The organism is Pseudomonas sp. GNP013 (assembly GCF_054343995.1).
This window is the reverse complement of the sequence record NZ_JBTGUT010000001.1, coordinates 797,575-819,698: the sequence shown is the minus strand read 5'-3', so window position 1 is coordinate 819,698 and position 22,124 is coordinate 797,575. Positions and strand designations below refer to the sequence as shown.

Sequence of the window (22,124 nt, the reverse complement as noted above, 5' to 3'; positions counted from 1 at the left end):
CGACTGGTTCGGGGCATTTTTTTTGCGTGCGGGCCTGTTGTGTCAGATCCGAATCACGTAGATGAGCGGGGCGCGTCCCTCGAAGCTCAACTGAATGCCGCCGATCAGCGGCACCAACGGAGCGCTGCGGGCCTGCGCAGTCATCAGCGAAGCTCTCGGCGCCGCCTGGCTCGCACGGCTGCCCACTGCATGGCCAAACGCGCTGCGCACCTGCATCCAATACACCGTTTCATGCGCCGGGTTCTTGAACAGCAGCTCACCCACCTGATCGTAGCTGGGTATGAGCTGATAACGGTTGCGGGCAAGCACGTCGGCCATCAATGCCTTGAGCGCTTCCTGACTGCCATGGGTAACCGCATCCTGGAGCAGGCCGCGAACCTGATCCGTACGAAAGGTGAGTTGTGTGTACCGCCCTGGCTGACGATGCAATGACCAATCGCCGCTCACCGAACGCGGGGTCACGGGCAGCATAAGCAGCGGGTCAGCCAGCTTTGCCTCAATCAGCGTGCGCTCCCGACGCCAATGCCTAAGGACTCTCTGCAGGGTCGCAACCCCTAGAAAGCTAAGGTTATGCCTGTTGACGTTGTTGAACAGGCTGCGGGCCACGTCAGCCTGGCTGGAAACGGACAGCATGGGCCAGGCATCGCTTACATAGGCGGCAAGGGTTTTCTGGAACGGCAGGGCAATATCGTTGATCCAGCGACCGTCTGCCCTCGCGAAGGTCGCTGCACGTGGCTGGCTGTTGGGATCCGTCCTGAGCATCGTTTCAAATTGGTCATACGTGCGAATCGCAATGTCGGGATCGTGCATAAGAACAGTGGCGGCCTGCGCCGGCCTGGCTACGCCGTCAGGCAGGATGGGAAAGTAGCGTTCGTCGATTTTGAGGTATTCGGTGCCCCTGAGCGCCGGATCCCCGCCCACCCGCTGATAGACCCCGTAGTCGGCATCTTTTAACAGCATTTCGTCAGCGTCTATGAACCGTCCCCAATCGGCAATTCGTTCATACGCCGGCCTGGCTCGCCGGACCTGGCTGGGGCCTGGTACAGGCTCAATGGACGTGAGCGGCAGCCCTGGGATTTCGCCGCCACGCACACGCAGCGAAAATCGCTGGGGCGTCACTCTCAGATATTGATAGAAGGTGTCATGTAAAGTGCCCGCCCCAAGGTGGTGAACCACGCTCAATTGAAGCTCCAGTTCACGCCCGCGCGGGAAATTGAACGACTCGAACACAAGACGAGCCTGACTCTCGGAGAGGTTCGGGTAGAGCGTCCTTAACGCCTCAATCGGTGAAAGGCCTCCACGCAATCCTCGGCCGGGATGCGAACCCACTTCCCAGCGGCCATTGGCGCCCTGGCGGATCGGGTCATGGTGATAACGGTGAGGTTTACGCACATCCCTGAGGCGCCAGGCCTTTTCGCCGCCCTCGTCGAGGATCGAAAACCAGCGGTTGTGCTCATTGAGAAAATACTGGCGGTTACCCTCGGTGCCAACCGCCTTGTAATAGATGCCCTTGCCTTCCCAGCCGTCAAGTGCCTGTACATCGGCAGGATTTTTCTTCAGGGCCATCAGCGGGTTCAACCCACTCTCCCCAGGTACGGAGGCGCGCGCGCCGGTCAACCCGGCCACAGCGCCGTCGATCAAGGCGCCGGTAAACTCGCCCAGCGCACGCACCAGGTGATGGGCCGACTCGGCACGGTCTCCCAGCGTGGCGGCGTCCACCGCCCTGAACACCGAGAAAAGGCTTCGAGCCAGGCCGATGGGCACCATTATTTTGATCGGTAACACCAGAGTAATGAGATCGAACGCTGCCGTGCCCACCGATATCGCGGTGGACAGGTCGGTTTCGCCGGTGGTAGTCGATTGCGCAGCGGCATCATTGATCGCGAAGCTGGCCTGCGCCTCGTAGGCCTCCTCGAACAGATTGTCGGCAATCCTGGGCATATGCACCATCGTCGCGGAGCCGCGTCCGCGCAGGATGCCGCGGATCCTTGGGCGCTGTGCCAGCTCCACGCGGCTCACCAGATAATCACGCCAGGAGCTGCTGAAGACGAAGTCCTTCAACAATCGTTCGTCGTGATACTCATGAAACATCCGTCCGCCTGGCGCTTGCGGCGTGTAAACGACGGTGGAGGCGACCGCCGAGGACGTCGTGCGAAACAACCACACGCCACGTACCCGCGCGCCACGCAGCATCAAACTTTGCACCATGATTCGATGGGCTTCGACGGTCTGGCGCCGGTCGCTGTCTACAGGCTCATCCAGCACCACCTGCACCCAGTTGAAGCCGCGATCGGCATGATCCGGAAGAAAATCTCCGGCGATTTTTGCCTCGATGGCATCCATCCGTACCTGCAACGCCAGGTATCGGGCGAAATGGCTTTTGCGGGCAATGGCCTCGGGCGAGGTGATCAGCCGATCCTTTAAAAAGACGTCATAGCGGTTACCAATATTGGCCGTGCGCACCAGGTCCTTGACCTGATCGACGCTCAGGGCGGTGTAGGCCTGCTTTTTTTTGTCGGTCAGATGGGAAAAGTGGGTGAAGTTGAAATCCAGGCCACCAACATTTTCAAGCGCCAGTTCGCTGAGACTGCGTTGGCGATACGTATAAAGCGGCGCACCTGACTCCCTCGGTGCAGGCGCGGGCGCGCCTGGTACGAATGGGGCCAGCGGCACCTCAGGCGCGCGCGTGTGGACCTGAATCTCATCCGGATCCGCCTGCACACCCCATTGCGCTTCAATCAACGCGCTCAGCTGCGCCCTGCTGTAGGCGCGCATGACAGTTTTGTCACTGAATTGGGCGAGCGACGGCAGCCCCTCGGACTCAGGCAGGCCTTTGAGTCCATCGCAATAAGACAGCATCGCCGTTCGCCAGGCTTGCTTGTCGGCGTCGGTCGCCCCGTCAAGAAAAATGTTGAGCTGAGCCTGCGCACGCTTTTGAATGCGGGCCACCAGCACCCGTTCCGTATCCAGAGCGCGCACAAGATCAGTGACGCGATCCAGGCTCTCGGCCAACCGTGCGCTCTCGGTCTGCGCAGTGTGCGTCTGGTAGCGGGCCACGGCCGTGGCGAAGTCTTCATGAAGCTTGAGGCATTGATCTTCAAGTGAATGACTGAAGGGCGAGTCAAGCCACTCGACGTACTCAAATTGACCGCTCGTTTTCGCCTCGTGGTGCAGCGCCAGAGCATGGGGCTGGTGTTCTTGAGTCATCAAGGCCGACAGCTGAGTGAATTGCACAGGATGGTTCAGGCGTTGGTGCAGTTCGCGATCAAGACTGGCCAGGGAATCGAACGCTTCCAGTCCGTTGCCCGGGCTGCACAACAGGACAAGGCCAAGGTTGCTGGAAGGGTCGACAGGACGCACCTGCGGCGGCGCCGACGTGTCTGTTTCCCAGCCGACCTCGGCATCCCGCGGGTCGCGGGCGGTCAGGATAAACGCGCCGTGGAGCGCCGGATTAACGGCATCCTTGCCCTTGAGCGCCAAACCATACACGCACGGTTTATAGGCCTTGAGCGCGCGGCGCGCCAGCGCATCGGGAAGGCGTGCCACCGTCTCGAACAATGCCTCGCCCGCCGTGGTGAGCAAGCCGTCATTTTTCAGCAGGGCCACTTCGTTGCGCAGTTGCTCGATTCGGCTGTCAACGACTCGCTGCCGGCGGCTGCGCGCATCGGTCGCGCGCTGCTCGTCCCAATAGCGCTGCATGAAGGTTGTGTAGTGGGAAGCCAGGCTCGCAGCCAGGTTGTCGACGAATTCATCGAAGGCCTTGCCGGTCAACTCGGGGATGGGCTGCGGTTCGCCACCGTCCTCGGACGCGCGCAAAAACGCGGGATCACCGCTGGCATGGGTCGATGCCTGGCCCGTCACGATGCGCTGTACCACGGCGTCCAGCACCGTGGGCAGGGGAGCTTTGAGGTCCAGTGTTTCTTCCAGTGTGGTTGGCTCGGATGTTGGCGATTCCGGCCGGGGTGCCTGGCTTTGCACAAACACACTGTGCACCTGCGCAGCAGGGGTGAGATTGAAATGCTGTTCGAAGCGATGCTGTACAAAGTCTTCGAAGCGGGGTTGAGGGGCCAGGTCCTGCATGATCCGAGCGTTGAGCGAGGACAGCTGTTTTACCAGCGCCATTTGCGACGGGCTGTCATTGGCATTCAAGCGCCGTATAAACGGCGTGTCGGTTAGGGCTTCATACGGCATGGACGATCTCTCGAAACACTTAAGAAGCCTTCATGCTGAACACGCGCACAGCCACCCGTGCTTTATACATGTGTCGGTTTACATGCCCTGCACCCCAGGTAGAATGGCGCCTCCCGCGACCATCCGAGCAGACTTCATGGCGTTGCCGACACTACGCATCATCGGTTTCATCATCGGCATCTTCCTGATCACCCTCGCGATCGCCATGGTCGTGCCCATGGCCACCCTGGTGATCTTCGACCGCACCGGCGACCTGCCCTCGTTCCTGTGGGCCAGCCTGATCACCTTTATCGCCGGCCTGGCCCTGGTGATTCCGGGCCGCCCCGAGCATGTGCACCTGCGCCCCCGGGACATGTACCTTCTTACGGTGACAAGCTGGGTGGTGGTGTGCATATTCGCTGCGCTGCCGTTTCTGCTGACCCAGCACATCAGCTACACCGACTCGTTTTTCGAAAGCATGTCCGGCATCACCGCCACTGGCTCCACGGTATTGAGCGGGCTGGACAGCATGTCGCCGGGCATCCTGATGTGGCGCTCGCTGCTGCACTGGCTCGGCGGGATCGGCTTTATCGGCATGGCGGTGGCGATTCTGCCGCTGTTGCGCATTGGTGGCATGCGCCTGTTCCAGACCGAGTCCTCGGACCGCTCGGAAAAGGTCATGCCGCGCTCGCACATGGTGGCGCGTCTGATCGTGGCGGCGTATGTGGGCATTACCATCCTCGGCAGCCTGGCGTTCTGGTGGGCAGGGATGGGTTTGTTCGATGCGATCAACCACGCGATGTCGGCGATTTCCACCGGTGGCTTTTCCACCTCCGACGAGTCCCTTGCGCACTGGAAACAACCGGCCGTGCACTGGGTGGCGGTGGTAGTGATGATCCTCGGCAGCTTGCCGTTCACCCTGTATGTGGCCACTTTGCGCGGTAACCGCCGGGCACTGATCAAGGATCAGCAGGTACAGGGCCTGCTCGGTTTGCTGGTGGTAACCTGGCTGGTGCTCGGCACCTGGTACTGGTGGACCACCAACCTGCATTGGCTGGAGGCGCTGCGCCATGTGGCGTTGAACGTCACCTCAGTGGTGACCACCACGGGCTTTGCCCTGGGCGACTACAGCCTGTGGGGCAACTTCTCACTGATGCTGTTTTTCTACCTGGGCTTTATCGGTGGCTGCTCGGGCTCGACCGCCGGCGGGATCAAGATTTTCCGCTTCCAGGTCGCCTATATCCTGCTCAAGGCCAACTTGAACCAGTTGATTCACCCGCGCGCGGTGATTAAACAAAAGTACAACGGCCACCGCCTCGACGAAGAGATCGTGCGGTCGATCCTGACCTTCTCGTTTTTCTTCGCCATCACCATCTGCGCCATCGCCCTGGCCTTGTCGTTGCTGGGCCTGGACTGGATGACCGCGCTGACCGGCGCCGCCAGTACCGTGTCCGGTGTAGGCCCGGGCCTTGGCGAAACCATCGGGCCGGCCGGCAACTTTTCCAGCCTGCCGGATGCGGCCAAGTGGATCCTGTCGCTGGGGATGCTGCTGGGCCGGCTGGAAATCATTACGGTGTTTGTTCTATGCATTCCGGCGTTCTGGCGTCACTGACCGTCGACGCCTGCAGCAGCCGCGCCCGGTACTCGCCGGGGGTGGCATCGAACCAGCGGCGAAACGCGCGGAAGAAGTTGCTCGGGTCGGCAAAGCCCAGCAGGTAGGCGATCTCCAGCAGGGTCATGCTCGGCTGCGCCAGGTACTGCTCGGCCAGTTCGCGGCGAGTGTCGTCGAGCAGCGCCTGGAAACTGGTGCCCTCCTCCTGCAGACGCCGCTGCAAGGTGCGCTGTGACAGGTGCAGGGTCTGGGCCACCACTTCACGCTTGGGTTCGCCCTGGGGCAGCAGGCGACACAGCACCTGACGCGCCTTGTGGGTCACGCGGCTTTCGGAGAACCGCGCCAGGTACTCACCGGCAAAGCGGTCGTGCAGCAGCGCCATGGCTTCGTTGGCCGTGGGCAGCGGCGCGTCCATGTCGGCGCGCTCAAAGATCAGCGCGTCATAGGCCGCATCGAATTCCAGCGGGGCGTGGAACGCTTGCCTGTAGGGCGCAAGATCCGCCGGCTGAGCGCCCTGCAGCAGCACCTTGCGCGGTTGCAGGGTGCGCCCGGTCAACCAGCCGCACAGCGCCAACGCACTGGCCAGTGACGCTTCGGCGCTTTGCCGGGTGGGAGGGAGGTGGTCGCCATGCACGGTCAGAATCAGCGCATAGCCTTCGGGCAAGAGTCTGAAACTCAAGTCGGCGCTTTCGGCAATGATGCGCTGGTAACGCACCAGGCGCATGAAGCCTTCGGCCAGGGTGTTGCTGGACATCAGCGCATACCCGACCACATGAAACGACGCCGGGCGCACCACCTTGCCCATGTTCAGGCCAATCGCCGGATTGCCCGACAGCTCCACCGCACGCTGCCACAGTCGCGTCATCGAATCCTGCGGGAAACGCGCGTCGGGGTCGCTCAGCGCGGCATAGTCCAGACCCAGTTGCCTGAACAGGCTACGGCAGTCCAGGCCGTCCATTTCCAGTGCCTTGACTATCCCCATCGCCCAGCTTGCAGAAGTTGTTCGTTCGCTCATGGCGTCTTCTTAATTAGGCTGGCTTGAACGGCAGCCGGGAAGCCAAGGATACTAAAGTGGCATCTATTGTCACTGGCTGTTGCCACTGATCACTCTAGACTCAATTAAGCTCCCCGCCGAACATCTGTTCGGCGGCACAACAATCAACGGGCCGCCAATCTTGGAAAACGTCAGGAAATTCAACAGCTTTGCTGAGTTTTACCCGTATTACCTGAGTGAACATGGCAATAGCACCTGCCGCCGCCTGCACTTTATCGGCACCACGCTGGTGATCGGGATTCTGGCGTATGCCATCGGCAGAGGCTCATTGGCGCTGTTGATCGCCTTGCCGATTGCCGGCTACAGCTTTGCCTGGATTGGCCACTTTTTCTTTGAAAAGAACCGTCCGGCAACCTTCCAGCATCCGTTCTACAGCTTGCTGGGTGACTTTGTGATGTACCGCGACATGATTCTGGGCAAGGTGCCCTTCTAGCGATTTAATAGTCTGTTTGTCATTTACAGTGCTGTATCCTGCCAAGGCTTTTTGAGCGCGCGCAATCACCTGCGATTGAACAAACAGACTTTGCAAGGAGCGACGACGATGCACGAGATACCTAATCTCCCCTTCCCAAGCCTGCACGAAACTGAGCAGCCAACCCCGCAACAGGCCAGCGAGAAGCAGCCTGAAGCCAAACAAGCACAACCAGTGGCCAGCGAAAGCCAGGACTGACGCCGTACCAGACCGTGTGGAAAGCGCAATGTGAGCGCTTTCCACACTGCCTGAACCATGAGATACCCGCCATGACCGATCAATCCCCCACTACTCCCCCCGACGCCGCCGTACTCGACACTGCCTTGCAGATAGTCGAAGTGTGGAACCGCCTCAGCGAAGACAAGCAAGCGCTATTGCTCAAGCGTTTCGGCACCCAGGAAAACGCCCTCGCCGCCCTGGTCACCACGCAACTGCTCGCCCCTGCCCAGCCCTGATTGCGGATTTTTTCCTTTCGCCGCCCTGCGCAGGCTGAAGCATCGGTATCATTAGCAGCCTATCTTTACCTGCTGCGACAGTGGACTCTCTCCCATGCCAGATACCCAGCGCCCCATGGCGGTCACGCTGCAAGTTGTTTCCATCGTGCTGTTCACCTTTATCGGCTACCTGAACATCGGCATCCCCCTGGCCGTACTGCCGGGCTATGTCCACAGCGAGCTGGGCTATGGCGCGGTCATCGCCGGGCTGGTGATCAGTGTGCAATACCTGGCCACCCTGCTGAGCCGCCCTTATGCCGGGCGCATGATCGACACCCTGGGCTGCAAGCGCGCGGTGCTGATCGGCATGACCGGTTGTGGCCTGAGCGGTGTGTTCATGCTGCTTGCGGCATGGCTTGCGAGCTTTCCGGCGCTCAGCCTGGCCAGCCTGTTCATCGGCCGGCTGGTGCTGGGCAGCGCCGAGAGCCTGGTCGGCTCGGGCGCCATCGGCTGGGGCATCGGCCGCGTGGGTGCTGCCAACACCGCCAAAGTCATCTCGTGGAACGGCATCGCCAGCTATGGCGCATTGGCCATCGGCGCGCCGTTGGGTGTAGTGCTGGTCAGCCAGCTCGGGCTGTGGAGCATGGGCGTCAGCATCATTTTGCTGGGGGTGATGGGCGTGGCGCTGGGCTGGCGCAAGGAAGCGGTGCCGATTGTGGCCGGTGTGCGCCTGCCGTTCATGAATGTACTGGGCCGGGTGTTTCCCCACGGCTGCGCACTGGCGCTGGGCTCGATCGGCTTTGGCACCATCGCCACCTTTATCACCTTGTACTACACCACCCAGCATTGGGATAACGCGGTGTGGGCCCTGAGCCTGTTCGGTGCCAGCTTTATCGGCGCGCGGCTGTTATTCGGCAACCTGATCAACCGCATCGGCGGTTTTCGCGTGGCGATTGCGTGCCTGTCGGTGGAAATTCTCGGCCTGCTGCTGTTATGGCTGGCGCCGGACGCACACCTGGCACTGGCCGGCGCGGCGTTGAGCGGCTTCGGGTTTTCCCTGGTGTTTCCGGCGCTGGGCGTGGAAGCGGTGAACCTGGTGCCAGCCTCCAGCCGTGGCGCTGCGGTGGGGGCCTACTCGCTGTTTATCGACTTGTCGCTGGGCATTACCGGCCCGCTGGCAGGAGCCGTGGCGGCAGGCTTCGGTTTTGCCTCGATCTTCCTGTTCGCCGCGCTAGCCGCCCTGGGTGGCATGCTGCTGTGCCTGTACCTTTACCGCCAGGCACCCAAGGCCCGCGAAGCGCGCAACGCCTAGAAATCGACCTTGCCGCGCCCGGCCTTGATGCTGCCACGCTTGGTCTTGGACTCCAGCCGACGCTTTTTCGAACCCAGTGTGGGCTTGGTGGGCCGGCGCTTCTTCTCGACCTTGGTGGCGCTCTGGATCAACTCCACGAGACGCTCCAGCGCATCGGCACGGTTCTGTTCCTGGGTCCGGTATTGCTGGGCCTTGAGCACCAGCACGCCGTCACTGGTAATCCGACTGTCGCGCAGCGCCAGCAGGCGCTCCTTGTAGAACTCCGGCAACGACGACCCTGGAATATCAAAGCGCAGGTGCACCGCACTCGACACCTTGTTGACGTTCTGCCCACCCGCGCCCTGGGCGCGAATGGCAGTCAGCTCGATCTCGGCGTCGGCGATGTGGACGGTGTTGGAAATCACCAGCATGACAAGCCCGACTCCAGATTCAAGGGTTTATACGATCACGACTTCAGCGCTGCGGTCGCCGCCGCCCGCTTGTTCTTGATGCCATAGCACAGGCCCATGAAGGCCACCCACACCGGAATCGCATACACCGACACCTGAATCCCCGGAATCATCAGCATGATCACCAGGATAAACACCACAAACGCCAGGCAGATGTAATTGCCATACGGATACCACAGCGCCTTGAACAGCGGCACCTGGCCGGTGCGGTTCATATGCTGGCGGAATTTCAAGTGGGAATAGCTGATCATCGCCCAGTTGATCACCAACGTGGCCACCACCAGCGACATCAATAACTCCAGGGCGTGTTGCGGGATGAAGTAATTCATCAGCACCGCCACCAGGGTAACCGCCGCCGAGGCGAGAATCGCGCGCACCGGCACGCCGCGCGTGTCGATCTTCGCCAGGGCTTCGGGGGCGTCGCCCTGTTCGGCCATGCCCAGCAGCATGCGGCTGTTGCAGTAAGTGCCGCTGTTGTACACCGACAATGCGGCGGTCAGCACCACGAAGTTGAGGATATGCGCCGCCGTGTTGCTGCCGAGCATCGAGAACACCTGCACGAACGGGCTGCCGCTGTAGGGATCGCCGGACGCGTTGAGGGTTGCCAGCAGGCTGTCCCAGGGTGTCAGCGACAACAGCACCACCAGCGCACCGATGTAGAAAATCAGAATGCGGTAAATCACCTGATTGATCGCCTTGGGGATCACGGTGCGTGGCTGGTCGGCTTCGGCGGCGGTAAAGCCGAGCATTTCCAGGCCACCGAAGGAGAACATGATGATCGCCATGGCCATTACCAACCCGCCCACGCCATGGGGGAAGAAACCGCCGTGCTCCCACAGGTTGCTCACCGAGGCTTGCGGGCCGCCGCTGCCGCTGACCAGCAGGTAGCTGCCCAGGGCGATCATGCCGACAATCGCCACCACCTTGATGATCGCGAACCAGAACTCGGCCTCTCCGAAGACTTTGACGTTGGCCAGGTTGATCAGGTTGATCAGCACGAAGAACGCCGCCGCCGAGACCCAGGTCGGAATCTCCGGCCACCAGTAGTGCACGTATTTGCCAACGGCCGTCAGTTCCGACATGCCCACCAGAATGTAGAGGATCCAGCAGTTCCAGCCCGACAGGAACCCGGCGAAACCGCCCCAATAGGTGTGGGCAAAGTGGCTGAAGGAGCCGGCGACCGGCTCTTCGACGATCATCTCGCCGAGCTGGCGCATGATCATGAAGGCGATGAAGCCGCAGATGGCATAGCCCAGGATCATCGACGGGCCGGCGGACTTGAGCACGCCGGCCGAGCCCAGGAACAGCCCGGTGCCGATGGCGCCACCGAGGGCGATCAACTGGATATGGCGATTTTTCAGGCCGCGTTTCAGCTCGCCTGACGGGGAATGGGGTTCACTCATGAATAGGCTCTCACGCAAGGTTTGATGATGTTGAATGCAGGTTGCTGCCTTGAATTACCGACTCAAGCAGCGCCGCTCAAACCCCAGCGCAGGCACCAGGAGTACAGCGTCGTTCTAACGGTCATGCGTCACCTGTTTGTTTTTATCTGTGACGAAATCGAACCCGCCAGGCTCGTGGCCGGACGGAGTGATCGGGGTGGGTAAACCCCCGGTTCTTGGCCTTGTGCGTGGTATACGCGAGGCGGTCACAGTAAAACGCGGGGCATTGTACACCGCTCGCCCGCTTCGGCACGCCCCAGGACGGTGCGCGCGACACTCTGTCAGCCAATCCTTACAGCCCAGGCACACGGCTGCACGACCGGCCATAACCGTAAATCTATCGTTACAACCCGGAAAGCCTGCGTTACAGCGAGGTTTTTTGGCGGATTACGAAAAATTGTCGGTTGGAAATTCCTGAAGAATCGGTTCAGCCAATTGCCTGTTTTTTCTGCATAAACCTTTTTTCGAAAAAAACCGAAGAAAAAATCCAAATGAAACCGTGTCAATAAATATTTTGCATTTTGAAACACTCTCTCCTAGGTTCATCCCACTTGCCAGCGAAGCCCGTTGGCAAGCGTTCTCAAACAACGTCCTCTAGGAGATACACCATGCAAGCACTGGAAAAAGACCTGGAAACCGAACTGCAACTTGACGATTGGTTTGAAGCGCCGACCCATGAGGCCGCCGTGGAAATGATGCAAGCCGACGCCGTTGTGCCGTTCGGCACCGCGATGTGGCCGTTCTAACACCCGGCAGGCAATCGGCAGGTGCTGTGCACGGCACCTGCCCCCTTACCCAAGGCACAGAAGGACACACGTCATGGACAAGGCCCGCGCCGTCGAACACTTTCTCTACTACCTCGCTCATCACCCGGCCCTTGAAGGCCTGAGCCGCCCTACCGTGCTGCTGGGCCATACCGAGCGCTATGACGCCATCGCCCAGGCCATCACCCACGGCAGCAACGCTCGTTTCAACTTCCAGGTGCAGCGCCTGGACCTGGCCGCCAGTGACGCCCTGGCCCAGTCCATCGAAGCCTGCGACCTGTATCTGTTTCTCTATGATTCCTCGACCCTGCCCAACCCACGTGCCGAAGGCCCGGATTTCATCCGCGCCTTGCAGAGCGTGATGGCGGAGCACTGGAAGAAATCCCTGCTGTTCAAGGACTATGGCGACTATTTCTACGACACCTTCAGCGTCGCGCCACAGCGCATTGCCGACCTCAACGCCACGCTGATCCGGCGGATGAGCCAGGCCAACGTGCTGAGCTTCACCGACAAGCACGGTTCACGCATTGAGGCGCCGATGAGCAGCATCAAGAAGTGGACCAATATCAACGGGGTCGGCAACCACGACCTCGCCCCCGGCGAGATCGCCACCCACAGCGAAGCCATCAATGGCCAGGTGCGCTTTGTCGGCACCTTTCTGAGCACCATCCCGTTTGCGCGCAAGTACGGCGTGCTGGAGTCCCCGTTGGAGCTGTGGATCGAGAACTCGACCATCTGCAGCGTGGCCAGCGAGGTGCCGGGACTGGCCGATGACTTCAACAAATACCTGAATGCCAACCCGTCCAATCGTCGCGTCGAGGAACTGGGGATCGGCACCAACGAAGGGGTCAAGGATTTGTATGCACGCAATGCAGGCTTCGAGGAGCGCCACTGCGGGTTGCACCTGGGATTGGGCGGCGGACAGAAAGGCAGCCACCACCTGGACCTGATCTTTGCCAGCGGCGTGTTGGCGCTGGATGACAAGCCGGTGTTTGATGGCACGTTTGCGTTTTAGCAGAACATCGCAAATTCAGATCGAAAAAAAACGCCAACCCGAAGGTTGGCGTTTTTTTATGCAGCACTTACATCACTGCGGCTTCTTGCGACCGAACCCGGGACGCTGTCCCGAACCCGCAGGGGCGCCACGGCGCTTGCCCGATGGCTCGTCGGCGACCAGTTTCGGGCCGGGCCGCTTGTTCGCCGCCGGCTTGGCCGGGCGCTTGGTGCTGGCGTTGTCGGCCGGACGGTCCGCTTCACCACGGTTGCTGCGACCGCCACTCGGCGCTTCGCCACGCGCAGGACGCGGGGCGCGCGGTGCACGCTCGCCTTCCTGGCGCGACGGCGCGACAGGACGACGCTCACCTTCGATGTGCGGCTGACGGGAGATACGCCCGCCGGCGGCCGGTGCATCCAGCGCCGGGCGCAGGGTGCGGGCCACACGCTCGGTGCGGGGCACTGGGCGCGACGATTTGCGCTGCATACGCTCAAGCTTGTCTTTGCTCTTGGCGTTCATCTGCGGCATGGCGACCGGTGTCAGGCCGACTTCGGCGCTGAGAATGTCGACCTCATACTGGCTCATTTCGCGCCAGCGGCCCATCGGCAGGTCGGAGTTGAGGAACACCGGGCCAAAACGCACACGCTTCAGGCGGCTGACCACCAGGCCCTGGGATTCCCACAGGCGACGCACTTCACGGTTGCGGCCTTCCATCACCACGCAGTGGTACCAGTGGTTGAAACCTTCACCACCGGGGGCCTGCTTGATGTCGGTGAATTTGGCCGGGCCGTCTTCGAGCACCACGCCCGCCTTGAGGCGTTCGATCATCTCGTCGTCGACTTCGCCGCGTACACGCACCGCGTATTCGCGGTCCATCTCGTAGGACGGGTGCATCAGGCGGTTGGCCAGTTCGCCGTCGGTGGTGAACATCAGCAAGCCGGTGGTGTTGATGTCCAGGCGACCGATGTTGATCCAGCGGCCTTCCTTGGGCTTGGGCATCTTGTCGAACACGGTCGGACGGCCTTCCGGATCGTCACGGGTGCAGATCTCGCCGTCTGGCTTGTTGTACATGATCACACGGCGCACCGATTCGGCGGCCTCTTCACGCTTGATGACCTTGCCATCAATGGTGATTGCATCGTGCAAGTCGACGCGCTGGCCGAGGGTGGCCTCGACGCCGTTGACCTTGATGCGCTTCTGGGTGATCCAGGCTTCGACGTCGCGGCGCGAGCCCACGCCGATACGCGCCAGCACCTTTTGCAGTTTTTCGCCTGCTGGGCCGATTTCCTGGCTGTCGTTCTGGTCTTTGTCGTTCATCTTAAGCACCTCCCGGTGGGTCGATTCAGGCCTGGCCTGAAGAGTGTTGAAAGCGGGGCTTTGCGCGACTGCGTCGGCAAAGGGTCGCGAATCATACGCGTATGGCGCGCGTTGCGCATCACAGAGTAGTCGATAAGAGCACGGTCATTTGCTTTTCCGCCGACCGGTGGCGCCCAGCGCAAGCAGACGCAGCTCGGCTTCGGCCAGCACGGTGCGCTTGTCGACCTTGTCGAGTTTCTTCCAGGCACGGATTTCGCGCTTGCTGCGACCACAGCCGACGCAGATGTCGTCGCTGAATTTGCAGACGCTGATGCAGGGGTCTTTGGTGGAACTCATGCATTTTTCCCTGACAATAATAAGGCTCAAAATGTGGGAGGGGGCTTGCTCCCGATAGCGGTAGATCAGCTACAGATGATTTGCCTGACCCACTGCAATCGGGAGCAAGCCCCCTCCCACATTTGATTGCGTCAGTCTTCGAGTTGGCGGCGTTCGTTTTCGATAGCTTCGGCCAGGGCGCGCGCTTCGTCTTCTTCGTCGCTCAGCGGGGGCTGTTCGAGGGCAGCTACGGCGGCCAACAGTTTTTCACGCGCCTGGGCAATACCCAGGATGTCCTCTTCTACGACTTCAGCCTCGGCTTCAACGTTCAGTTGAGTGTCCGGCTCAGGAGCAGCTTCACGCAACAAGTCATCGAAGTCGGTCTTGATGCCCTGCTCCATATCATCCAGCTCCAGCAGCAAGGTATGGAAACTGGTTTCGTCTTTGGCCTCTTCGGGCTCCGCCGTGGCATCGGCCAGTTCCTGCAGGCTCGCCGGGACCGGCGCGTCGTCGAAATCGAGCACCGGCTCGGCTTCCATTTCGCGCAACTCGGCGAGGGGCGGCAAGTCGTCGAGGTTCTTCAGGTTGAAATGGTCGAGGAACACCTTGGTGGTGGCGAACATCGCCGGTTTGCCGGGCACGTCGCGGTAGCCGACGATGCGGATCCATTCGCGCTCCAGCAATGTCTTGACGATATGGCTGTTCACCGCCACACCACGCACATCCTCGATCTCGCCTCGGGTGATCGGCTGGCGATAGGCGATCAGCGCCATGGTTTCCAGCATCGCCCGTGAGTAGCGTTGCGGGCGCTCTTCCCACAGGCGGCCGACCCACGGGGAAAATTTCTCACGGATCTGTAGTCGATAACCCGACGCCACTTCGCGCAGTTCAAAGGCGCGGCCTTCGCAGGACTTGCGCAGGATTTCCAATGCCTTCTTGAACACTGGCGGCTCGGGACGTTCGGCCTCTTCAAAGAGTTCGAACAGGCGCTCAAGAGATTGCGGCTTGCCCGAGGCCAGGAGGAAGGCCTCCAGCAGCGGCGCCAGTTCACGGGGTTCAGTCAGATTCATCGATTCAGCTCTTTATTCGGCTCGCGCCCGCACGTGGATAGCCGCAAAAGGCTCATTCTGCACCAGCTCGACCAGGGATTCCTTGACCAGCTCGAGGATCGCCATGAACGTAACCACTACACCCAAGCGCCCCTCCTCGGCGGTGAACAGCTCGACAAACGGCACAAACCCGCCGCCCTTGAGGCGCTCGAGCACGTCGCTCATGCGCTCGCGGGTCGACAGTGCCTCGCGGCTGACCTGGTGGCTTTCAAACATGTCGCCACGGCGCAGCACTTCGGCCATGGACATCAGCAATTCCTCCAGGCTCACGTCCGGCAGCAGCTTGCGCGCGCGGGCCTCGGGCGCGTCCAGCTTGGGTACCACCACGTCACGGCCCACGCGGCTGAGGCCATCGATGCCTTCGGCGGCGGCCTTGAAGCGTTCGTATTCCTGCAGGCGGCGGATCAGCTCGGCGCGCGGATCGTCTTCCTCGGCCTCGACGGTTTCGGAACGTGGCAGCAGCATGCGCGACTTGATCTCGGCAAGCATGGCGGCCATCACCAGGTACTCGGCGGCCAGCTCCAGGCGCACCGACTGCATCAACTCGACATAGCCCATGTACTGGCGGGTAATTTCCGCCACCGGGATGTCGAGGATGTTGATGTTCTGCTTGCGGATCAGGTACAGCAGCAAGTCCAGCGGGCCTTCGAAAGCGTCAAGGAACACTTCCAGGGCGTCCGGCGGGATGTACAGGTCCAGCGGCATTTCCATCACGGCCTGGCCGTAGACCATGGCAAATGGCAGTTCCTGCTGGGCGCCCGCCTGGGGATCGGCGGTTTCCACGGCCGACATTCAGGCCTCGACCATGAAGGGCGTCGGGTCGCCGCAACCGACCCGCACCACTTGCGGCTCGCCGTCAGCCAGGTTGATCACGGTGGACGCCTTGCCGCCGCCGAAACCGCCGTCGATGATCAGGTCCACCTGTTTTTCCAGGAGCTGACGCATTTCGTAGGGGTCTTCCAGCGGTTCGGTGTCGCCGGGCATGATCAACGACACGCTCATCAGCGGCTCGCCCAACTCGGCCAGCAGCGCCAGGGCAATCGGGTGCTCGGGCACGCGCAGGCCGATGGTGCGTTTCTTCGGGTGCAGCAACAGGCGCGGTACTTCGCGGGTGGCGTTGAGAATAAAGGTGTAGGGCCCGGGTAGATGGGCCTTGAGCAGGCGGAAGGTGCCGGTGTCGACCTTGGCGAACAGGCCCAGTTGGGACAGGTCGCTGCAGATCAGCGCAAAGTTGTGGTTCTTGTCCAGGTCACGCAGGCGTCTTACACGCTCGACCGCACTCTTGTCGCCGATCTGACAACCGATAGCGTAGGACGAATCCGTGGGGTAGATCACCACACCGCCGGCGCGGATGATCTCGACCGCCTGTTTGATCAGGCGCGCCTGGGGGTTTTCCGGATGAATCTGGAAGAATTGACTCACGTGCTCTACCTGTTCAGACGGTGGCAATAATGGGGTCATGCTTGAATCGCCCCCACAACAGCGGCAAATCTTCCGGGATGGCGCGGTACTCGCCGATCTCGGACCAGCCGCCTGGGCCATGGAAATCACTGCCGGCACTGACCAGCAGACCAAATTCGCGGGCAAGGATCGCCAGGCTGCCCACCTGATCGGCGGGTTGATGCCCGTTGACCACTTCAATCGCGTGGCCGCCGGCCCCCATATAGTCGCCAATCAGCTTGCGACGCTTGCTGCGGGTGAAATCGTAATGCCAGGGATGCGCCAGGCTGACCCAAGCCCCGGCGGCACGCAGGGTCTGCACGGTGTCTTCCAGGGTCGGCCAATGTTGCTTCACATCGCCCAGTTTGCCGGCGCCCAGCCATTTGCGGAACGCTTCGGCGCGGTCCTTCACGAAACCCTCGCGCACCATCCAGTCGGCGAAGTGCGGCCGGGCCGGCGCATTGCCGCTGTCGCCCAGCTCCTGCTGGATGGCGCGCGCGCCATCGAGCGCACCGGGCATGCCTTTGAGGCTTAACTTGCGGCTTATTTCTTCGGACCGCAGCCAGCGACCATCGTGCAACTGGGCGATGGCGGCGACCAGCGCCGGCGCGTTCTGGTCAAAACCATAGCCCAGCACATGAATGGTGGCGCCGCCCCAGGTACACGACAACTCCACGCCATTGACCAGTTGCATGCCCAGGCTCTGGGCTGTCGCGCGGGCCTCGTCGAGGCCTTCGACGGTATCGTGGTCGGTCAACGCCAGGACTCGCACGCCTTTTTCAAACGCACGCGCAACCAGTACCGCAGGCGCCAGGGCGCCGTCGGAGGCCGTGCTGTGGCAGTGCAAATCAACATTCACGGGGGTCTGTAACCTCAAGTCAGCTGGCGCTATCGCAACCAAGGATGTTTGTTATTATGCCGCCACATCCAGCTTCTGGCTCTTACTGTGAAACAATTCATCGACTTCATCCCGCTGTTGCTGTTTTTCATCGTTTACAAACTCGACCCTCGGGTCATCGATCTGGCCGGCCACGAACTCACCTTCGGCGGCATCTACAGCGCCACCGCCGTGCTGATCATCAGCTCTGTCGTGGTCTACGGCGCCATCTTTATCTCCCAGCGCAAACTCGAAAAAAGCCAATGGCTGACCCTGATCGCCTGCCTCGTCTTCGGCAGCCTGACCCTGGCCTTCCACAGCGAAACCTTCCTTAAATGGAAAGCCCCGGTGGTGAACTGGCTGTTCGCGCTGGCGTTTATCGGCAGCCACTTCATCGGTGACCGCCTGCTGATCAAGCGGATCATGGGTCACGCGCTGACGCTGCCGGAGCCCGTGTGGACCCGCTTGAACATAGCCTGGATCGTGTTTTTCCTGTTCTGCGGCGCCGCCAACCTGTTCGTCGCCTTCACGTTCCAGGACTACTGGGTCGACTTCAAAGTCTTCGGCAGCCTGGGCATGACCGTGCTATTCCTGGTCGCCCAGGGTATCTACCTGTCGCGCCACCTGCATGACACCGACCCCACCACGCCGAAAACCGAGGACTGACATGCTCTACGCCATCATTGCCACCGACGTTGCCCACTCGCTGGAAAAACGCCTGTCCGTGCGCCCGGCCCATGTCGAGCGCCTGAAAGTGCTGCAAGCCGAAGGCCGGATCGTACTGGCCGGCCCACACCCGGCGGTGGACAGCAATGACCCGGGCGACGCCGGTTTCACCGGCAGCCTGATCGTCGCCGAATTCGCGTCCCTGGCCGATGCCAGGGCCTGGGCCGACGCCGATCCGTATGTCACGGCGGGCGTGTATGCGAACGTCACCGTCAAACCGTTCAAGCAAGTCCTGCCTTGATTCAGGCGGCGCCGAACCTTATCGGTTCGGCGCGCTCCTAATTGTTCATTATTCCCGGTAACCTGCCGACAACATTCTGAATATTCGTGTGGAATCAGGAGTTCCGATGCGCTTACCTCAGTTGTGTCTGTTGGCAGTCATCATGGCCGGGGCCACGGCCCACGCTGAAGAAACCTCGAACAACGGCAGCTCCACATCGTTGTCCCTGAGTGCGGGCAGCCAGATGAACGAGTTGCAGCAACGCTTGAAAGAAAGTGAACGGCTGCGTGAAGAACTGAGCAGGCAACTGCAAACCGCGGACACCAGCCGTGAAAGCGCTCAACTGAGCCGTTTGCGCCAGGAGAACCAACGCCTGGCCCAGCAGCTTAAAGAAACCCAGGGCAGGGCCTTGAGCCGCTGGCTGACCGAGCAGCAGCAGTGGTTTGTCACTGGCGCCGCCGTCGCCCTGATCGCCCTGCTGTGCGGGATCTTCGCCAGCGGTGGGCACCGTCGCCGTCGACAATGGCTAAATTGAGTGAGTCATGAGCGAGCTGTTACTGATAGACGATGACCAGGAGCTCTGCGAGCTGCTGACCAGTTGGTTGAGCCAGGAAGGTTTCCAGGTGCGCGCCTGCCACGATGGCTTGAGCGCCCGTAAAGCCCTGGCCGACAGCGCGCCCGCCGCCGTGGTGCTTGACGTGATGCTGCCCGACGGCAGTGGCCTGGAACTGCTCAAGCAACTGCGTAACGACCACCCGGATCTGCCGGTGCTGATGCTCTCGGCCCGCGGCGAACCGCTGGACCGCATTCTCGGCCTGGAACTGGGCGCCGACGATTACCTGGCCAAGCCCTGCGACCCCCGCGAACTTACCGCCCGCCTGCGCGCGGTGCTGCGCCGCAGTCACCCGGCCGCCGTGTCCACCCAGCTCGAACTCGGCGACCTGTGCTTCAGCCCGGTGCGTGGCGTGGTCAGCATCGACGAGCAGGAATTTGCCCTCACCGTCTCCGAAAGCCGCTTGCTCGAAGCCTTGCTGCGCCAGCCAGGCGAGCCGCTGGACAAACAGGAACTGGCGCAGATCGCCCTGGGCCGCAAGCTGACGCTGTACGATCGCAGCCTGGACATGCACGTCAGCAACCTGCGCAAAAAAATCGGCCCGCACCCGGATGGTCGGCCACGGATCGTGGCGCTGCGCAGCCGTGGCTACTACTACAGCCTCTAAATGCCGCGCCGGTCTCTGTGAGTCAGCGAATACCTCTGTGGCGAGCGAGTTTGCCTCGCGTTTTGGGGCTGCTGCGCAGCCCGACGCAGGACAAGCCTGCTCGCCACAGACAAGCCTGCTCGCCACAGAACTATCTGTAGCGCCATTCGCCGTGGCAACTTTGTCAGGCGCCCGCCAAATCGTCTTTACCGAAGCTTTACCCTGTGCTGACAGCGGTTGACCTTGATCGCCGTACTCTACTCACATCCGGACTCACCGGAATAGAGACAGGAGAATCACCATGCGCAAGACCCTTATCGCTCTGATGTTCGCCACTGCCCTGCCCGCTGTTGCCATGGCCGCCATGCCGGAAGGTCCAGGCCCAGGCGCTGGCCCGATGGGCGGCCCTGAAGGTCACATGATGGGTGGCCCAGGCCCTGGCGCTGATCATGGCCCACGTGGCCGGGGTGGTCCTTTGCGCGAGCTGGACCTGACCCCTGAACAGCATCAACAAATCGGCCGCCTGATGCGCGAACAGATGGAAGGCCGTCGCGAGCTGGTCAAAAAGTACCTCGACAAAATGCCGGCTGCCGACCAGAAAGCCATGCAGGATGAGAAGGACGCCAGCCGCAAGAAAACCCAAAGCAGCATTCGCGCTGTGCTGACGCCCGAGCAGCAGAAGCAGTTCGACGAGATCGTCAAGAAGCAGGACCAGCGTCGTGCCGAATGGCGAGAATTCAAAGCCTGGAAAGCGCAACAGCCGCAAAAAGCGCAATAATGCCCTAGTGTTACTCCCCCAGCCCAGCGGCCCTGAGTCGCTGGGCTTTTCCTGTTTGAGGGTTTCCTGTGCGTTCATTGTTCTGGCGCATCCTGGCCAGTTTCTGGCTGGCCATCGCGTTGGTTGCCGGGTTGTCGCTACTGCTTGGGCATATGCTCAATCAGGACGCCTGGATTCTCAGCCGTCATCCCGGCGTCAGCAACCTGGCCGAAGAGTGGACCCAGCTGTACGAGGCCCAGGGCGAGGATGCGGCGCAGGAACTGCTGCAACAGCGCAAGCGCCAATACCACATCGACGTGCAGGTGCTCAACGAAAGCGGCGAAGCGGTGGTGCGTGGCACCTTCCCAAAACGGGCCGCTGCGTTTGAAGCACGCCAGACCGACGGGCAGGACGGTCCTCTGCCCTGGCGGCGCCTGACTGCCGAGTACACCAGCGAAAAAACCGGCGACACCTACCTGTTCATCTACCGTATTCCGCACCCGGAACTCGACCAATGGCACCGCAGCAGCCTGGCGTGGCCATTGAGCGCCCTGGCGATTGCCCTGGTGGTGCTGACCCTGTTCAGCCTGTTCGTGACGCTGTCCATCACGCGCCCACTAAGCCGCCTGCGCGGCGCGGTGCATGACCTGGGCCAGGCCACCTATCAGCAAAACAGCCTGGCACGCCTGGCCAACCGGCGCGATGAATTCGGCGTACTCGCCACCGACTTCAACCGCATGGGCGCCCGCCTGCAAAGCCTGATCGGCAGTCAGCGCCAACTGCTGCGCGATGTGTCCCATGAACTGCGCTCGCCGCTGGCGCGCCTGCGTATCGCCCTGGCCCTGGCAGAACGCGCCGGCAGCGAAGAACGGGAAAAACTCTGGCCGCGCCTGACCCGCGAATGCGACCGCCTGGAAGCACTGATCAGCGAGATCCTGGTGCTGGCGCGGGTGGATGCCGACAACGCCAGCGTCGAGGACATCGACCTCAACCTGCTGCTCAAGACCCTGCAAAAAGACGCCCAGCTCAGCGCGCCGGAACAGACGGTGCAGCTCACCGCCGCCGCCGACCTGCACCTCAAGGGCTGGCCGACCATGATCGAGCGCGCGGTGGATAACCTGCTGCGCAACGCCCAGCGCTTCAACCCGCCCGGGCAACCCATCGAGTTGCAGGCGCAGCTTCAGGGCGAGCGCATCCTGATCAGCGTGCGCGACCACGGCCAGGGCGTCGAGGCCGCGCACCTGAGCCAGCTCGGTGAGCCGTTCTACCGCGCGCCCGGCCAGACCGCCCAGGGCCACGGCCTGGGCCTGGCGATTGCGCGCCGTGCCGCCGAGCGCCATGGCGGCAGCCTGATCCTGGCCAACCATACCGACGGCGGGTTTATAGCGAGCATCGACCTGCCGTTGGTGCCCGGGGTTGTCACAGCGGTGTGATGATCTTCTATAGTGGCCCTTCTCTTAC

General features: G+C 61.6%; 23 protein-coding genes. 13 read left to right on the top strand and 10 right to left on the bottom strand.

The genetic code is table 11. The annotated features are described in order from the left end of the window. Window positions 1-42: 42 nt before the first annotated feature. Complete coding sequence (locus tag ACXX81_RS03755) at window positions 43-4,191, bottom strand: dermonecrotic toxin domain-containing protein (protein ID WP_458571227.1); 4,149 nt, start codon at window positions 4,189-4,191, stop codon at window positions 43-45. Window positions 4,192-4,327: 136 nt separating this feature from the next. Between ACXX81_RS03755 and ACXX81_RS03750 the strand changes: the two genes are divergently transcribed. Further along, window positions 4,328-5,782, top strand: coding sequence for a TrkH family potassium uptake protein (locus ACXX81_RS03750; RefSeq protein WP_209984165.1), 1,455 nt, complete (start codon window positions 4,328-4,330; stop codon window positions 5,780-5,782). Here the strand turns inward: ACXX81_RS03750 and ACXX81_RS03745 are convergent. Continuing rightward, window positions 5,739-6,797: an AraC family transcriptional regulator gene (locus ACXX81_RS03745; RefSeq protein WP_231422883.1), complete on the bottom strand. Its 1,059-nt coding sequence runs from the start codon at window positions 6,795-6,797 to the stop codon at window positions 5,739-5,741. The genes ACXX81_RS03750 and ACXX81_RS03745 overlap by 44 nt on opposite strands. A gap of 160 nt (window positions 6,798-6,957) precedes the next feature. Between ACXX81_RS03745 and ACXX81_RS03740 the strand changes: the two genes are divergently transcribed. The 4 genes from ACXX81_RS03740 to ACXX81_RS03725 all read left to right on the top strand — a co-directional run bounded on the left by ACXX81_RS03740 (window position 6,958) and on the right by ACXX81_RS03725 (window position 9,054). Next, window positions 6,958-7,269, top strand: coding sequence for an Mpo1-like protein (locus ACXX81_RS03740; RefSeq protein WP_209984171.1), 312 nt, complete (start codon window positions 6,958-6,960; stop codon window positions 7,267-7,269). A gap of 108 nt (window positions 7,270-7,377) precedes the next feature. Beyond that, window positions 7,378-7,506, top strand: a complete 129-nt coding sequence (locus ACXX81_RS03735) for a hypothetical protein (RefSeq protein WP_269457977.1) — start codon at window positions 7,378-7,380, stop codon at window positions 7,504-7,506. A gap of 71 nt (window positions 7,507-7,577) precedes the next feature. After that, a complete protein-coding gene (locus tag ACXX81_RS03730; RefSeq protein WP_458571226.1) occupies window positions 7,578-7,763 on the top strand; it encodes a hypothetical protein in 186 nt (61 codons plus the stop codon). Window positions 7,764-7,857: 94 nt separating this feature from the next. Next, on the top strand, window positions 7,858-9,054 hold the full coding sequence (locus ACXX81_RS03725) for an MFS transporter (protein ID WP_209984177.1): 1,197 nt from the start codon (window positions 7,858-7,860) through the stop codon (window positions 9,052-9,054). Here the strand turns inward: ACXX81_RS03725 and arfB are convergent. Both arfB and ACXX81_RS03715 read right to left on the bottom strand, forming a co-directional pair. After that, the gene (gene arfB / locus ACXX81_RS03720) at window positions 9,051-9,464 is read right to left on the bottom strand and encodes an alternative ribosome rescue aminoacyl-tRNA hydrolase ArfB (RefSeq protein ID WP_458571225.1); all 414 of its coding nucleotides are present in this window, start codon (window positions 9,462-9,464) and stop codon (window positions 9,051-9,053) included. The genes ACXX81_RS03725 and arfB overlap by 4 nt on opposite strands. A gap of 35 nt (window positions 9,465-9,499) precedes the next feature. Further along, the gene (locus ACXX81_RS03715) at window positions 9,500-10,906 is read right to left on the bottom strand and encodes an amino acid permease (RefSeq protein WP_231422881.1); all 1,407 of its coding nucleotides are present in this window, start codon (window positions 10,904-10,906) and stop codon (window positions 9,500-9,502) included. Window positions 10,907-11,553: 647 nt separating this feature from the next. On the opposite strand from ACXX81_RS03715, the gene ACXX81_RS03710 reads away from it, so the two are divergent. Continuing rightward, window positions 11,554-11,691 (top strand): hypothetical protein, encoded by a 138-nt coding sequence (locus tag ACXX81_RS03710; RefSeq protein WP_003237751.1) that lies wholly within the window; start codon window positions 11,554-11,556, stop codon window positions 11,689-11,691. 73 nt (window positions 11,692-11,764) lie between these two features. Then, a complete protein-coding gene (locus tag ACXX81_RS03705; RefSeq protein WP_458571224.1) occupies window positions 11,765-12,724 on the top strand; it encodes a CgnE/CgnB domain-containing protein in 960 nt (319 codons plus the stop codon). Between the two features lie 72 nt (window positions 12,725-12,796). Here ACXX81_RS03705 and rluB read toward each other — a convergent pair whose 3' ends face one another. From rluB to ACXX81_RS03675, 6 genes are all read right to left on the bottom strand, one after another. Continuing rightward, a complete protein-coding gene (gene rluB, locus ACXX81_RS03700; RefSeq protein ID WP_209984190.1) occupies window positions 12,797-14,020 on the bottom strand; it encodes a 23S rRNA pseudouridine(2605) synthase RluB in 1,224 nt (407 codons plus the stop codon). A gap of 144 nt (window positions 14,021-14,164) precedes the next feature. Further along, window positions 14,165-14,356: a DUF1289 domain-containing protein gene (locus ACXX81_RS03695; protein WP_003237744.1), complete on the bottom strand. Its 192-nt coding sequence runs from the start codon at window positions 14,354-14,356 to the stop codon at window positions 14,165-14,167. A 131-nt stretch (window positions 14,357-14,487) separates the two neighbouring features. Continuing rightward, the gene (scpB, locus tag ACXX81_RS03690) at window positions 14,488-15,405 is read right to left on the bottom strand and encodes an SMC-Scp complex subunit ScpB (RefSeq protein WP_458571223.1); all 918 of its coding nucleotides are present in this window, start codon (window positions 15,403-15,405) and stop codon (window positions 14,488-14,490) included. Between the two features lie 12 nt (window positions 15,406-15,417). Next, on the bottom strand, window positions 15,418-16,236 hold the full coding sequence (locus tag ACXX81_RS03685; RefSeq protein WP_502316621.1) for a segregation and condensation protein A: 819 nt from the start codon (window positions 16,234-16,236) through the stop codon (window positions 15,418-15,420). Continuing rightward, window positions 16,237-16,866 (bottom strand): L-threonylcarbamoyladenylate synthase, encoded by a 630-nt coding sequence (locus ACXX81_RS03680; RefSeq protein WP_003237737.1) that lies wholly within the window; start codon window positions 16,864-16,866, stop codon window positions 16,237-16,239. A gap of 13 nt (window positions 16,867-16,879) precedes the next feature. Further along, a complete protein-coding gene (locus ACXX81_RS03675; protein ID WP_209984196.1) occupies window positions 16,880-17,743 on the bottom strand; it encodes a PHP domain-containing protein in 864 nt (287 codons plus the stop codon). An 87-nt stretch (window positions 17,744-17,830) separates the two neighbouring features. Between ACXX81_RS03675 and ACXX81_RS03670 the strand changes: the two genes are divergently transcribed. The 6 genes from ACXX81_RS03670 to ACXX81_RS03645 all read left to right on the top strand — a co-directional run bounded on the left by ACXX81_RS03670 (window position 17,831) and on the right by ACXX81_RS03645 (window position 22,096). After that, window positions 17,831-18,427 (top strand): septation protein A, encoded by a 597-nt coding sequence (locus ACXX81_RS03670; RefSeq protein WP_057007151.1) that lies wholly within the window; start codon window positions 17,831-17,833, stop codon window positions 18,425-18,427. Between the two features lies 1 nt (window position 18,428). After that, the gene (locus ACXX81_RS03665; protein ID WP_209984198.1) at window positions 18,429-18,728 is read left to right on the top strand and encodes a YciI family protein; all 300 of its coding nucleotides are present in this window, start codon (window positions 18,429-18,431) and stop codon (window positions 18,726-18,728) included. Between the two features lie 106 nt (window positions 18,729-18,834). Continuing rightward, window positions 18,835-19,242, top strand: a complete 408-nt coding sequence (locus tag ACXX81_RS03660; protein ID WP_209984201.1) for an SH3 domain-containing protein — start codon at window positions 18,835-18,837, stop codon at window positions 19,240-19,242. Window positions 19,243-19,249: 7 nt separating this feature from the next. After that, window positions 19,250-19,927 (top strand): response regulator transcription factor, encoded by a 678-nt coding sequence (locus ACXX81_RS03655; protein WP_322214369.1) that lies wholly within the window; start codon window positions 19,250-19,252, stop codon window positions 19,925-19,927. Window positions 19,928-20,207: 280 nt separating this feature from the next. Next, window positions 20,208-20,684 (top strand): Spy/CpxP family protein refolding chaperone, encoded by a 477-nt coding sequence (locus ACXX81_RS03650; RefSeq protein WP_209984207.1) that lies wholly within the window; start codon window positions 20,208-20,210, stop codon window positions 20,682-20,684. Between the two features lie 68 nt (window positions 20,685-20,752). Further along, window positions 20,753-22,096, top strand: a complete 1,344-nt coding sequence (locus tag ACXX81_RS03645) for a sensor histidine kinase (protein ID WP_209984209.1) — start codon at window positions 20,753-20,755, stop codon at window positions 22,094-22,096. Window positions 22,097-22,124 lie beyond the last annotated feature (28 nt).